Annotated in this window: 14 protein-coding genes; 11 read left to right on the forward strand and 3 right to left on the reverse strand. The window is 43.1% G+C overall.

Translation table 11 applies throughout. From position 1 onward, the window contains the following. Positions 1-7: 7 nt before the first annotated feature. From MAS10914_RS0120260 to MAS10914_RS0120290, 8 genes are all read left to right on the forward strand, one after another. Positions 8-637 (forward strand): PEP-CTERM sorting domain-containing protein, encoded by a 630-nt coding sequence (locus MAS10914_RS0120260; protein WP_017317775.1) that lies wholly within the window; start codon positions 8-10, stop codon positions 635-637. Positions 638-1,151: 514 nt separating this feature from the next. Further along, positions 1,152-2,669, forward strand: coding sequence for a DHA2 family efflux MFS transporter permease subunit (locus MAS10914_RS0120265; protein ID WP_017317776.1), 1,518 nt, complete (start codon positions 1,152-1,154; stop codon positions 2,667-2,669). Between the two features lie 204 nt (positions 2,670-2,873). Next, positions 2,874-3,311 carry a chorismate mutase gene (aroH, locus tag MAS10914_RS0120270; RefSeq protein ID WP_017317777.1) on the forward strand — a complete coding sequence of 146 codons (438 nt, stop codon included), beginning with the start codon at positions 2,874-2,876 and terminating at the stop codon, positions 3,309-3,311. A 36-nt stretch (positions 3,312-3,347) separates the two neighbouring features. Next, entirely contained in the window at positions 3,348-4,532 is a 1,185-nt protein-coding gene (gene tyrA / locus MAS10914_RS0120275) for a bifunctional chorismate mutase/prephenate dehydrogenase (protein ID WP_017317778.1), read from the forward strand. Between the two features lie 18 nt (positions 4,533-4,550). Then, a complete protein-coding gene (locus MAS10914_RS0120280; protein ID WP_017317779.1) occupies positions 4,551-5,810 on the forward strand; it encodes a glycosyltransferase family 4 protein in 1,260 nt (419 codons plus the stop codon). Positions 5,811-6,874: 1,064 nt separating this feature from the next. Continuing rightward, complete coding sequence (locus tag MAS10914_RS30645) at positions 6,875-9,394, forward strand: nSTAND1 domain-containing NTPase (protein WP_156818202.1); 2,520 nt, start codon at positions 6,875-6,877, stop codon at positions 9,392-9,394. After that, a complete protein-coding gene (locus MAS10914_RS33620; protein WP_198014993.1) occupies positions 9,363-9,533 on the forward strand; it encodes a tetratricopeptide repeat protein in 171 nt (56 codons plus the stop codon). Before MAS10914_RS30645 ends, MAS10914_RS33620 begins: the two co-directional genes overlap by 32 nt. Before the next feature lie 86 nt (positions 9,534-9,619). Further along, positions 9,620-9,802, forward strand: coding sequence for a hypothetical protein (locus MAS10914_RS0120290; protein WP_017317780.1), 183 nt, complete (start codon positions 9,620-9,622; stop codon positions 9,800-9,802). Between the two features lie 459 nt (positions 9,803-10,261). On the opposite strand, the gene MAS10914_RS0120300 is transcribed toward MAS10914_RS0120290, so the two are convergent. The 3 genes from MAS10914_RS0120300 to rsmA are packed head-to-tail and all read right to left on the reverse strand — an operon-like array spanning position 10,262 to position 12,467. Beyond that, positions 10,262-10,582 (reverse strand): DUF3082 domain-containing protein, encoded by a 321-nt coding sequence (locus MAS10914_RS0120300; RefSeq protein WP_017317782.1) that lies wholly within the window; start codon positions 10,580-10,582, stop codon positions 10,262-10,264. A gap of 46 nt (positions 10,583-10,628) precedes the next feature. After that, entirely contained in the window at positions 10,629-11,579 is a 951-nt protein-coding gene (ispE, locus tag MAS10914_RS0120305) for a 4-(cytidine 5'-diphospho)-2-C-methyl-D-erythritol kinase (RefSeq protein WP_017317783.1), read from the reverse strand. A gap of 60 nt (positions 11,580-11,639) precedes the next feature. Next, on the reverse strand, positions 11,640-12,467 hold the full coding sequence (gene rsmA / locus MAS10914_RS0120310; RefSeq protein ID WP_017317784.1) for a 16S rRNA (adenine(1518)-N(6)/adenine(1519)-N(6))-dimethyltransferase RsmA: 828 nt from the start codon (positions 12,465-12,467) through the stop codon (positions 11,640-11,642). 324 nt (positions 12,468-12,791) lie between these two features. Here rsmA and MAS10914_RS0120315 point away from each other — a divergent pair, with 324 nt between their 5' ends. The 3 genes from MAS10914_RS0120315 to MAS10914_RS30650 are packed head-to-tail and all read left to right on the forward strand — an operon-like array spanning position 12,792 to position 14,014. Then, positions 12,792-13,088 (forward strand): transposase, encoded by a 297-nt coding sequence (locus MAS10914_RS0120315; RefSeq protein ID WP_017314682.1) that lies wholly within the window; start codon positions 12,792-12,794, stop codon positions 13,086-13,088. 5 nt (positions 13,089-13,093) lie between these two features. After that, positions 13,094-13,630 carry a transposase gene (locus MAS10914_RS0120320; protein ID WP_232224257.1) on the forward strand — a complete coding sequence of 179 codons (537 nt, stop codon included), beginning with the start codon at positions 13,094-13,096 and terminating at the stop codon, positions 13,628-13,630. A gap of 27 nt (positions 13,631-13,657) precedes the next feature. Continuing rightward, positions 13,658-14,014 carry a DUF4870 domain-containing protein gene (locus tag MAS10914_RS30650; RefSeq protein ID WP_084786384.1) on the forward strand — a complete coding sequence of 119 codons (357 nt, stop codon included), beginning with the start codon at positions 13,658-13,660 and terminating at the stop codon, positions 14,012-14,014. Positions 14,015-14,043 lie beyond the last annotated feature (29 nt).

The raw sequence follows: 14,043 nt of genomic DNA on the forward strand, positions 1-14,043 counted from the left end.
AACTTTAATGGCTCTGTTGAACAAATTATCACTGGCTGCTGTTACCAGCGCTGTTGCATTTCTTACATTGGGAACTTTTGCTACAGATCCTGCTCAAGCTGCCCTGTTCAAATACAGCTTTGAGGGTGATGGAGCAAGTGGGTACTTTATCTACGACGACTCCACTGAGGGTACTGAGGACTCACCTACCTCTACCGTATATTATGACGCAGTTCAAGAGTACAAAATTGACTTGGGCGATGAAGGTGTTTTCCAGGGTACAACTGCTAATGCAATTGTTTTTTTAGTCCGTCAGGGCAATGGTATTACAGCACCAGAAACTGACGATTTTCTTTTGGAGGTGCGTGCTTCTCAACGGGACTCTGAGTACGCATTGTTGAGTTATTTTAGTTACCCAACAGGGACCTTCGAGGAGTCAAGAGACCTACCGACGTCTGTCCCCACTACGGCAACAGTCAGTATCTACCCAAATGCGGACTTTCCTAATAGTATAGGCGAAACAGCTTTTACAGGAACTGTGACAACCCGGATTGAGAAAATTCCTGAGCCAGCATCGGTGTCTGCATTGTTAGGAGTAGGCGTGGGTACTTGCTTCATCCTCCGTCGTCGCCAGCGCCGACAAACACTATCCGTGTAAAACTGATGCTGAGTTGGGGAACATCGAACCCGGTTCAGATTGCATAGAATTTTTTAGTTTTTACACTGGTTGATCTTCAGAGTGCATCTCAGTTTTATCAAAAAAAATATTTGGCGAGTAAATCAGGAAAACGCCTACTTTAAGTTGTAGCTATGAGTGGATTGTTAAACCACTGAGATGCACATAAAATCAAAAAAATTAACACTTGTATAAGTCCAGTTATACTTCGCACAAATCCAAATATTCGCTTGATTTGCGGCTGTAGCACCTAGTTATCTAAACAACGCTTCAGAGGTGCTTAATCAGATTTTTTTACTTCCCGAAATTATCAATAATTGTGTTTTATACAAATGGCAATTTCTGTGTAAAAAAACAAAACAGAAGACCTAATTGCCACATTCATATAGATCATCTCACATTTTCAACCCAAACATACTAAAAGTCATTAACACAATACACTCATCAAGTTGAGTTGAAGACTAACCCTTTTTTTAGCAAGTATTTCTTAGAACTTATGCTGCGAGACAAATTTTTTCAACGCCGGAAACATAAATCCTCTGTTGTATCTCCTCAAGATGGAGCGCCTATTGTACAACCACCCGTTAATAAGTGGCTGGTCACAGCAACTATCCTGCTCGCCAGCTTAATTGCAATGATTGACGTCAGTATTGTTAACGTTGCAATTCCTCAAATTCAAACGAGTTTAGGAGCGTCAATTGATGAAATTGGTTCGATAATAACTTTTTATATCATCAGCACTGTGATTGTCATGCCCCTAAATGGCTATCTTAATGCCTTGTGGGGTCGCAAACAGTTTTATACAGCAGTGATCATTCTTTTTACCGTTTCCTCTTTGTTATGTGGGCTGGCTTGGAGTTTCCCAGTTCTTGTGTTCTTTCGTATTCTTCAGGGATTGGGTGGAGGCGCTCTTGTGCCTAGTGCTCAGGCTATTTTGTTGGAAACTTTTCCAAAAGAAGAACACGGCAAAGCTATGGGCATTTTTGGTCTAGTGTTACTCCTAGGTCCGACCATTGGCCCTGTCTTAGGAGGCTATTTAACAGAGACAGTCGGTTGGCGCTCAATCTTCTTTATTAATGTCCCAATTGGCATCATTGCTGCAGTGATGGCGTTTCTATTTATTGTCAATCCGCCTTACTTAAATAAACCCCAAGGTAAGTTTGATTGGCCTGGTCTTATTGCCCTCATTATTGGTTTATCTAGTTTGCAATATGCTTTGGAAATTGGTCAGCGACTGAATTGGTTTGAGTCTAAGCTGATCATTATCCTATTAGTCGTTGGGGTTGTGGCGATCGCGTATCTGGTAAGGCGGGAGTTGGTCACTCGCTTTCCGATTATCGATTTATCAGTATTTGGAAATCTGACTTTTGTATCAGGCACCCTGATCGGGGCTTTGATTGGCTTTGCCCTGTTTGGGATATTGTTTATCTTGCCTTTGTTTATGAGTCAAATCCTGCGTTACGACTCGTTTCAAATGGGTATGACTCTGGTGCCAGGAACAGTGGCAATGGCTGCGATGATGCCGCTAGCAGGTCTGCTGGCTGATCGCCTAGATCCCCGTATTCCAATGGGGATAGGAATTGCTCTTTGTAGTAGCGCAACTTGGCAATTCAGCCATTTAACTGCACAATCGGGCTACTGGGATCTCGTTTGGCCGCAGATATGGCGAGGGCTTGGTTTGGGATTAGTGTTTGTGCCCGTATCTTCAGCGACTCTAGGCAGTATTAGCAACGAGAAAAAAGCCTCTGCTTCTGGTCTGTACAACCTCATCCATCAGTTAGGAGGTAGTATTGGCATTGCTGGGCTGACAATCATGCTCCAACGCCTGCAAGCATTCCATTTGTCCAATCTGACTGTGAGTGCCCAACAGAAAGCTGCTGTAGCCTCATCAGACATATTGCAGCAGCAAGCAACCGCTCTAACCTACAGTAATTTGTTTAGCTACAGCGCCTTGATTTTTCTTGTCAGTTATCTTCCTCTGCTGTTTCTCAGAGTTAGAAGACGAGTATCTTGAACAACACCGCCAATTCTTTGAAAGTGAAATACAGCGGTTTGCAATTGGGTGAGGTACACAAAGAAATAATGAACCACAGATGCACACAGATGCACACAGATAAATTAGTACTTCATTCAGATCAGAAGCGCTGTAAGTCATTTTCTGACTTGAGGATAATGCCTCCAAAGTAAAAGATTAGCTTCAGAAAAAATCAAATCAATTATGGATAACCTCACTTTTCCAGCACATACATACCAACAGACTGGCATATTAGCGACACCAATTCAATGGCGAGTGCGCGGATTGCGAGGTGCAACGACAGTCGGACAAAATACAAAAGAAGCAATCGCTGCTGCTGTAGATGAGTTATTGGACGCCTTGGAAACAAACAATCTGTTAGACCCAGCTGAAATCGTCAGTGTCACCTTTTCCGCAACGCCCGACTTGGATGCGATATTTCCAGCAGCGGTGGCGCGTCGTCGTCCAGGCTGGGAGCAAGTTCCTCTGCTAGACGTGCAGCAGATGCAGGTTAAGGGTAGTCTTGATCACTGCATTCGAGTGCTCATCCACCTCAACACCCCTTTGCCTCAGAATGCATTACGCCATACCTATTTGCGCCGCGCCGCTCAGTTACGTCCTGATTTGGCCTTAGTTAAGTAAACTCATAGCCTTTTGACGCACTCAAAAATTTGTCTTATGTTCCAACACAAACTTCAAGAAATCGATCAACAATTGATTGATTTGCTAGGCAAAAGAATAGCTCTTTTGGCTGAATCAGAACCTATTACCCTAGAGGAACAATTTGCCAATTTTAGATTGTCCCTACCCCAAGCAGGTGTTCCTGAATCGATTTGGAAAAACGTGATCACAGGTTGTGCTGCTGCTGTTGGCACTGCATCTTCACCTCAGGCGCAGGTCGAGCCAAGACGAGTCACTATCATTGGCGGTAGTGGTATGATGGGACGCTTTTTCAATTCCCGGTTATCCGCAGCAGGTCATCATGTGAGTATTTTTGACCGGAATGACTGGGATCAACCAGAGCGGCTACTAGATGGAGCAGATTTGGTTCTCATATGCGTTCCTATTGAATTTACAATAGAAGTCATTGCCAAACTTGCTAAGTACCTTGCGCCAACAACTGCTTTGGCTGATGTCGCAAGCATTAAGGCTCCAATATTACAAGCGATGCTTGACCATCATAGTGGTCCTGTCATGGGTTTGCATCCGATGTTTGGTCCAGGCATCAAATCGTTCTTGTCTCAAAACGTTGTGGTTTGTTCGGGGCGTCAAGATGAGGCATTCCAATGGCTCCTGGATCTGATTGAGAACGAGGGCGGCAAACTGATTGAGTGTGGAGCGAAAGAACACGACCAGATGATGGTTGCCATTCAAGCACTTCGCAACTTTGCAACGTTTAGCCTTGGTGTTTTCTTGGCAGAAGAAGAGATTGACATTCGCCGTAGCTTAGATTTTTCCAGCCCAATTTTCCGTTTAGAAGTAGCCTTAGTTAACCGCTTGTTGACTCAATCTGCACCCTTGGTCATAGACATTATGCTTGCGACACAAGAACGTCGTGAAGCCATTTGCAGACTGGCAAACACTTACAGTCGGTTAGCGCAACTCGTCATGGAAGGCGATCGCGATAGTCTAATCCATGAGTTCAAAGTAGCACACAGTTCTATGGGAGGAGAAATCAACTGGGCTATAGAAGAAAGCACTCATGTCATTGATGCCCTCAGTACACTCTTGGCAGCCAAGGAGGTCGAACAGAAACATCACGGTGTTGCAAGGACACGAATGTCTGCTCCAGCCTCATCTGAACCTACTCCCCTACTTCACCGACATTCCTACACCCCCAAGGGACTGCCGTCCAAACTTTAGCACAACTGAATAAAGCAAATGCAGATTCTCATTTACTCTTACAATTATCATCCAGAACCCATTGGTATTGCCCCCCTCATGACCGAATTGGCAGAGGGTCTGGTCAAGCGCGGTCATTCTGTGCGGGTCGTTACTGGTATGCCCAACTACCCCCAGCGCTGTATTTACCCTGAATACAAGGGTAAACTTTACCATACTGAATACAAAAACGGCGTCAAGATCCAGCGCAGTTATGTTTGGATTCGCCCAAAACCGAGTTTACTGGATCGGATATTGTTAGAGCTGAGTTTTGTGATCACTAGTTTTCTGCAAGCCCTCAACGGTCCGAGACCAGACGTCATTCTTTTAACCGTACCGTCGTTGCCAGTTTGCGTCCCAGCAGCCCTCCTAAAATGGTTGTATGCCTGTCCTGTGGTCTTGAATATCCAAGATATTTTGCCGGAAGCCGCTGTTCACACTGGTTTGCTCAAGAACAAATGGCTCATCCGCATCTTTACAGCCTTGGAAAAATTTGCTTACCACACAGCAACCAAAATTACTGTCATTGCCGATGGTTTCGTTGATAATCTGGTGAGTAAGGGCGTTCCCAAGAGAAAAATCGAGCTTCTTCCTAACTGGGCTGATATCAACTTCATCCGCCCCTTGGCGAAAGAAAACAACATCTTCCGCAGAGCCTATCAACTTGATGGCAAATTCGTGGTGCTCTATTCCGGTAACATTGCTCTGACCCAAGGTTTAGAAACGGTTATCGAAGCTGCCAAGAGGTTGCAGCACATACCAGATATTGCCATAGTCATACTGGGAGATCCACTTGGATTGCAGCGATTGCAGCAATATGCATTGCGGTGTGGGGTATCTAACGTTCTGCTACAGCCGTTTGCAAAGCGCGAGCATTTGCCAGAAATGCTGGCAGCCGCAGATGTGGGGTTGGTGGTGCAAAAGCGGAATGTGATTTCCTTTAATATGCCTTCAAAAATTCAAGTGCTACTTGCCAGCGGTCGCGTGATTGTAGCATCCGTACCCGTTGGCGGTACAGCAGCTTTAGCGGTGCAAAAAAGTGGCGGCGGAATTATAGTTCCTCCAGAAGACCCTGATGCATTAGCTAAGACGATTTTAGATTTATATAAACATCCGGATAAAGTAGAAACATTAAGTCGCAGAGGTCGGCAGTATGCCGTTGAGCAGTATGCCTTGGAGCAAGCCTTAAATCATTATGAAGCGTTGTTCCACTTGGTTAGTGCTTGTCCAGCCAATCAGGTAGAGGTGTTGCTCAATTGAGTTGAGGGTAGCCTTACCGATACCCTCGACTCAATTTCTGCATCGTTTTTCCTGTAATTAAATAAAAGTTTATAAAGGGCAGTCTGCTAATTCTACAGACATCCTTATACGAAAGTGGCTGAGGGGGTGACAAGCGCCCTGTAATCCTTGTCAAGTGTACAGTGGCTAAATATCTGTCGTCCTGACAAATTGTTCTCGTTGAGAAAATTTCTATATGGCAAGGCTTTTGAGAACTTAAGAAACTTAAGGTGATATTCTTACTAATGACAAATTAAATGTCATTTATTAAGTAAATGACAAAATAGCTGTCGCTACATCATAGAGAAATTTGACATCATCTGTACAGTGACTAATTCTCGGTCATTAATGGCACATTAGTGTTTCGTGACTCATTGATATCGCTTGAGGCATTAAGCCGAGAACTCTGCATAAAAGGGAAATTTAGGCTGAAAAAGCTGATCTTAATATAGGTTTCACTTCTCTGTTTTAACCAAACACAAGAAGGCTACAAACAGACTTTTTAATAGATGTTTACTAATTAAAGCAGTTATAACTTAAATGCCAATTTATGACCCTAAGTTGGTAAAACACTCAAGGTTGGCGGCATGACTCACAACCATCAGAAATTAAGACTTTGAACCACCAAGTGAACGTTTTGGCTCTTTGGTGTAACACAACGTGACTCAATAATTTTAAGCTATAAGTTTTTTACTTTAATTGCGGAATTTAGAACAGAGACTGTGTGGTAACAAGTAAATAGAAAACTGTTAGACGAGGTAGTACATGCAGGCACTTACTGCGGTTATGATTACCTGGGCACATTACCTTTTGGGTAATCGCGCAAGTAGCTCTAATAAGTTTAAGTATATTGACTCAAGTACACCTAGCACGCTTTGCAGATTGTTTAGACTCGGTTTAGTTCATGAGCAATTTGCAAGAATTTGTTCTGTTTCTATCCCATTATTGCATAAGTTAATTTCGGTTTTACCTATAAAGAAGTGTTTCTCCTGTACCATCTTTGAGCATCTTTTTTAGTTTTTTCTAGAAATGAATACTATGATTTTATGGTTTCTCAGCAACTGTCTTATAGTAACAACCCTGACGTCAAAACTATTTTAATTTTGGCAGCCAATCCTACAAATACATCTCGGCTACGGCTTGATAAAGAAGTCAAGGAAATTGATGAAGGATTGCGAAGAGCATTTCAGCGAGAGCAGTTTAGGTTAGAACAGAAGTGGGCAGTGAGTCAGCGTGATTTCTACCGCGCTATCTTAGATTACCAACCCCAAATTGTTCACTTTAGTGGGCATGGTACAGGTAGTAATGGTATTGTCTTAGAAGATGAAACTGAGCAGCCAGTCGAAGTTAACGCTCATGCATTGGCAAGTATGTTCAAGTTATTTGCCACAAAGGGAGTGGAGTGTGTACTGCTCAATGCTTGCTATAGTGAGGTGCAAGCAAAAGCTATTAGCCAACACGTCAATTATGTGATTGGCATGAATCAAGCGGTTGGGGATAAAGCAGCAATAGCATTTTCTGTGGCATTTTATGATGCTCTAGCAGCAGGAGAACAGGTAGAGTTTGCTTATGAATTAGGTTGCTCCATCTTAATAAAATATTTAGAGCAGCAAAATCCAGTTCTCTTTAAAAAAGAGCAAATTAGTCTCATCCCCAGCCAACCAGAAGTAGACATTATTCCACCCAATCCCTATCAAGGATTAGCTGCATTTGGAGAAGAAGATGCAGCATTCTTTTTTGGAAGAGAAACATTTGTCAACGGTTTGGTAGAAGCAGTTAACGAACAGCCCTTAGTAGGAGTAATTGGTCCTTCTGGTAGTGGAAAATCTTCTATAGTCTATGCTGGGCTGATTCCCCAACTGCGTATGACAGAAAACTGGGTGATTGAATCATTTCGTCCTGGAGACAAACCATTTTATCACCTCGCATCTGCGTTAGTTCGTCAATTAGTACCGGGAGTTGATGAAATTCAACAATTGCGATCAGCAGCTGGACTAGATAAAAATATACAGCAGGGTTTGGTTACTTTGGAGCAGATAACGTCTCGCATTTTGGAACGTAACCCGGGTAAACGTCTTCTGCTGTTTGTAGATCAATTTGAAGAACTCTACACCCTTTGTCAGAAGGAAGAACAAGAACGCTTTGCTGATTTGATGCTCCAAGCTATCCATCAGGAAAATTTAACATTAATTTTCACTTTACGGGCTGACTTCTACGGCTTTGTCCTTGCTTATCGTCCTTTACGAGATGCATTGCAGCAGTTTACACCGCAACTGTTGAGTGCAATGAATCGAGAGGAACTACTTCGAGCAATTGAACAACCAGCGCAGAAGATAGAAGTCCAATTAGAAGCACAATTGGCGCAACGAATTTTAGATGATGTTGGCAATGAACCAGGGAATCTCCCATTGCTAGAATTTGCCCTAACTCGACTTTGGTCATTACAGCAAAACCGCACACTCACTCATCAAGCATACCAAGAGATAGGGGGTGTGAAAAAAGCGTTAGCAAATCACGCCGAGCAAGTTTACCAAAAATTGAGTGAAACAAAACAAAAAGCTGCACAGCGCATTTTTGTGCAATTGGTGCGTCCAGGGGAAGGAACTGAGGATACTCGTCGCATCGCCACCCGGAAAGAAGTCGGAGATGAGAATTGGGGATTGGTGAGTGATTTAGCAGGATACACAGCCCGTTTGGTTGTCACCGGACATGATGAGAAATCTGGGGAAGATACAGTGGAGGTTGTCCATGAAGCCCTAATCCGCGAATGGCAAACGCTGCGCGAGTGGATGAAAAAAGACCGTTTGTTTCGAGCTTGGCAAGAGCGGTTAAGGGATATTATACATCAGTGGGAAGAGACAAAACGAGATGAAGGAGTCTTGTTGCGTGGTGTGCCGCTGTCAGAGGCAGAAGAAAAATTAAAGCAACGTCGCGAAGAACTAAGTCCATCAGAGCAAAACTTTATCCAATTAAGTATTGAATTGAGGGAACGCCAGCTTCGAGAAGAGAAAGCCCGTAGGCGAAGGGGAATTGCTGGTGTCTCAGGGGCAGCATTGACGATTATGGCGACATTAGGGCTGACAGCTTGGTATCAGTCGAGACAAGCAGAAACTAACTCTACTATAGTTGAACATTACTCATTCGCGTTTACGAACGCAATAAGTGGAGACAAGGAAGATGCACTATACTATTTTAACTTAGCAGTAGAACTCAATCCTAACCACGTTACTAACTACTTTGCTAGAGGGTTTCTCCGTAGAGAAATGGGAGACAACAAAGGGGCAATAGAAGATTATAACCAAGCGCTGCGCCTCGATCCTAAATTTACTAGTGCCTACAACAACCGAGGGATTGCCCGTAGAAACTTGGGAGACAACAAAGGGGCATTAGACGATTACAACCAAGCCCTGCGCTTCGATCCTAAATTTACTAGTGCCTACTACAACCGAGGGGTTCTCCGTAGTAACTTGGGAGACAACAAAGGGGCATTAGACGATTACAACCAAGCCCTGCGCTTCGATCCTAAATTTACTAGTGCCCTACTACAACCGAGGGCTTCTCCGTAGTAACTTGGGAGACAAAAAAGGCGCATTAGACGATTACAACCAAGCGCTGCGCCTCAATCCTAAACATACTAAAGCCTACAACAACCGAAGGAATGTCCTTCGTGAGTTGGGAGACAAAAAAGGCGCAGTAGAAGATTAAAACCAAGCGCTGCGCCTAAGGAGCGAGGGCGTGAAGAAGCTAAAAAATTAATCTCATTGTGGCTTAATCCTAATTATGGCAACATTATGGCAACAATTTTCAACTTAGTTATTGAGGCGCGTAATTTAACTGGGCAAGCTTTTTCTTCATTACAATCAACAAAAGTGTGTTTCTTTCATATGTTGCTAGTGACGATTGCCCAAAGGGCACTGCGGGGAGCGCGATCGCCGCTAATTGAAAACTCAGTTCTTGAACTTCGTAATCTTTAGGGTTTTACTCTTCTTCTCCACGAAAGGGCATTTTTGTAGAACATACGCCTAGAGTGGGACAGATCCTTTGTAATACCAACAATTAACCGAATGTTGGTAAAAGGATAAGAATCAGGCATACTGGCGGTAACACTAACCCTTGTTCCGTCGAACTTTGCCCTATATCTGCACAGTATACCTTACCCGATCCCCAATCATCGAAAGTTGGTAAAAGGGAAAAAACTGAGCCTGCTGTCTGCAGGCCCAAGTCGCCAAATCAACGCAGATATGAGGGTGTGAGTCGCGGGTATATCTCTTCTCTTGTTTGGTAAAAACAGAGAAGTAAAAAGCTGAACTCCTATTTTTTCCAAGGTAGCTTAGTGCCCATCTCTGTCAACGCTGAAAAGACGAGATAGAGGACAAGGACACCAGCGCCCAAAAGGAAAAGAACAATATCGTTATCCATTCTCATTAATCTTTTTAACTTTTCGGCTTTATAACTTGCTGTACCAACAACTGTACCGCCAAAGCCAGCAATCCGATCGCCACTATCCCAAATATTCCTGCTCCCAAAGCAGTCACACCCACAACCAAGGTACGCACCGCAGAAGCAATATTTACCACCATTGGGTTATCTGAATGAATGGGTTTGGTGGCAAAAGTTGTGGCTATGGCAATCATCAGAGAGTACACTGCATACCCAAGTCCTCCCGAAATGACCGCCCCAGTTATACAGCGTAATGGAGTTGGTTGAACCTGCGCTTGAGTTTCTGCTTGCTGCGTTATATTCTCATCACTCATAATTCTCTGCTTCCTGTGTTGCCTCGTGCGCTTCCTATCTTAATCCTTACACCGATGATGCTACCTGAATCCCATGTGAAGTCATCCGAGTCACAAACAATTCTAAATCCTCATCAGGAAGAATCTCCCTCACACGCAGTTGAACTTGTTCCGCCTGCTGCAAAGACTCACAGATTGCAAATACACTTGGACCTGAACCAGACATCATTGTCCCCAAAACACCAGCACTTGCAAACGTCTGGCGTAGTTGCAAAACTTGCGGATATGCTGGTAACACCACACGCTCTAAATCATTGTGCAGCTTTTGAGCAATCTCCCTTGCATCCTTGTGAAGGATCGCTTTTACTATTGGTCCGGAATGTATAGCTGCTGCACGGGCTGACAAGCTGTCGGTATCTCTAAGATAGGAATCACCAAACTCTTGTCGATAGGTTTTGTATGCCCAAGCGGTAGACACTGCAAGGCTGCGGTATTTACCCAACACTATATATATGTTATCTAAACTGGGAAGGGGAGCAAGTTGCTCACCTCTTCCTGTAGCAATAGCCGTCCCACCTGCTACACAAAACGGCACATCTGAACCTAATTGTGCTCCCAATTCTTCTAACTCTGATTGAGTTAGCCCCAGGTTCCATAGTAAATCTATCCCTACCAACACTGCTGCTGCATTCGTCGAACCCCCAGCTAACCCAGCCGCAACAGGTATGCGCTTGTTAATAGTGATGTTAACACCGCCATACTTAGCAAAGGCTTGTGGAAACTCTACCGCCATGAGTTCTGCTGCTTTGTATGCCAGATTACTTTTGTCTAAGGGAACTTCCGGATGGTCGCAACGAATGCGGATAGTTTCGGTATCGCTCGCTTGTAAATAAATTTCGTCAGCTAGGTCTATACTTTGGAGTATCATGACTAACTCATGATAACCATCGGGGCGATCACTAATAATTTCTAGATGTAAGTTGATTTTGGCAGGGGCTATTAGTGTATAAGAACGCATATTCAACTGCTGATTGCTGAGCTGAGCGTAGAGACGCGTTATGGCACGTCTCTACAGTATTCATAACTCATTTGCTAGAGTTACCCACTGGCTAACGCTAATTTCTTCAGCGCGAGCTTGGGGGTTAATCTCTAATTTTTCCAACAATTGTGACAGGCGATCGCGTTCTACGACTGATTGCAAATTATTTCGTAACATTTTACGTTTTGCCCCAAACCCCAACTTCACCAAAGTTTCCAACCGTCCTGTGTCTGTAGCTTGTGGTTCAAATTGGCGTGGAACTAGGCGCACGACTGCTGAATCTACCTTGGGCGGTGGGTAAAACGCTCCTGCTGGTACAGTACAAATTAACTCGCACTCTGCCAAGTATTGTACTCGTACAGTCAGCGCCCCAAATGCTTTTGATCCTGGTTTTGCTCCCAGCCTTTGTGCGACTTCTTTTTGTACCAATAACACTATCAAATCATATGGTTTCAGATTTGGATTGGCAATTGTACCCAGAAGTTTTTCGAGAATTGGCCCTGTTATGTTGTAGGGAATATTGGCAACAACTTTATTCTGCTGTTGAAAGGCTGGAAATGGTTTTAAATGAGATTCTATATCCAACTCAAGAAAATCTCCTTGCAAAAGTAAGAAATTTTCTTGGCGTTTGAATTCTTTTGTCAACGACTCGCACAAGTCGCGGTCTATTTCTACTGCTAGTAGAGATTGTACCAACGGTAATAGGCGGCGCGTGAGAATACCTGTACCAGGACCAATTTCCAAAACCCGGTCGGTTGATTGTAATTCGGAAGCTTGAATAATTTCGTTGAGGGCTTTTTCACTTTTGAGCCAATGTTGAGCAAAAGACTTACGAGGTCTTGGCTTTTGAAACTCTTTCTCTATCATAACTTTTAGCCTTTCCTTCAAAAGGTATATCTAAGTTTTCCTCTATTTAACTTGACGCAGTAAATCTTGTTTTGTTTGGCTTTTTCAGATATGGTACGGTGGAAAATTATTGAACAAATCCACCGAAGATAAAAAGTTATGAGAGAAAATTGTAAGCAACAAATCCGTATATGGGCTATGTTGTGTCATCTCTCAGCTTTGTTGTGGATACCACTAGCAAGCGTATTATTTTTCGGTATTCCCTTATAGAACCCATTTGAGATCTTTGAGGTGAAGAAGTAAAATCGGCACAAACAGTGGAATAGAATCAGGTCAGGGCGAAAAATGGGATATTCAAGCGACGTGACAGACTTGGAATGGGAAATTATCGAGCCGTTATTGCCGACCAAGAAGAAAACAAGACCTCCTGTGTGGACAAAGAGGCAAATATTGAACGGGATATTTTATCAACTTAAGAATGGTTGCAACTGGGCAGACTTACCCAGAGATTTGCCGCCCTATTCTACTGTGTTCTGGCATTACAAGCAGTGGTGTGAAGATGGCATCCTGGACTCAATTATGGCTAATTTACATCAGGGAGTGCGTGAACAAGTAAAAAAAAACCACACTGGACAACCCTGATCCTGATTGATTCACAAGCGGTCAAAAATACTTGTAATGCCAGTGTTGAGTCGAAAGGGTTTTGTTTTTACAAAGCAACCAACGGGATTAAAAGACATCTAGCAGTGGATATATTGGGTTTCCCTTTCTTCACTCACTGCACCACCGCCAACGTATCTGATGACCAGGGGTTGATTGAAATGCTCTCACAAAATATCGATTATTTCCAATCTAAACCACTGGAATTGCCCAAAACAACTATCTTGGTAGATCATGGCTATCATCCTGAAAAAATTATCCCGGCCTTAGAGCAAATTTATCCCCAGATCATGACCAAAATCCAATTTGAACTCTCTGCCAAGCCATCAAAAGCTGAAAAGCAAGCCAAAGGACAATCCGGATTTGTTCCGGTGGCTGCTAGATGGGTGATAGAGAGATCCAATGCTTGGGTAGAGCGATGTAAAAGTTTAGTCAAAAACTTTGACCGCACACTCGCTCGTGCCAATGCCAAGCTCAAACTTTGTTTTATCCGATTGATGCTCAAACGATTAGCTGCTAGCTAGCAAAAAGATCTCAAATGGGTTCTATATCTGCCGTTCTTGAATATTTTGGGACCATTAATCATTTGGCATTGGAAAAAAAAATCCGACCCTTGGATTGACTTCCAAGGAAAAGAATCGTTGAATTTTCAACTATCACTAACAGTTTATGCTTTCATTGTCATAGTTGTATCGTTATTTATGGTTTTTACCACTTGTGGTGTTGCAGTCACTACAAATTCGACGACAAAATATTTAGAAAGTATTTTTAATAGTTTATTAGCTGTTCTTGGTGTATTTATTTCAATATTAATGCTATTGCAATTAATTTTCGTAAATTTTGCAGCCATCAAGGCTTACAAAGGGCAACATTATCGCTACCCTTTCTCAATGCGATTTTTGAGATGAGAAAAATGATGGTATAATAACAAAGTCAT

This window comes from Mastigocladopsis repens PCC 10914 (assembly GCF_000315565.1).
GTDB lineage: Bacteria > Cyanobacteriota > Cyanobacteriia > Cyanobacteriales > Nostocaceae > Mastigocladopsis > Mastigocladopsis repens.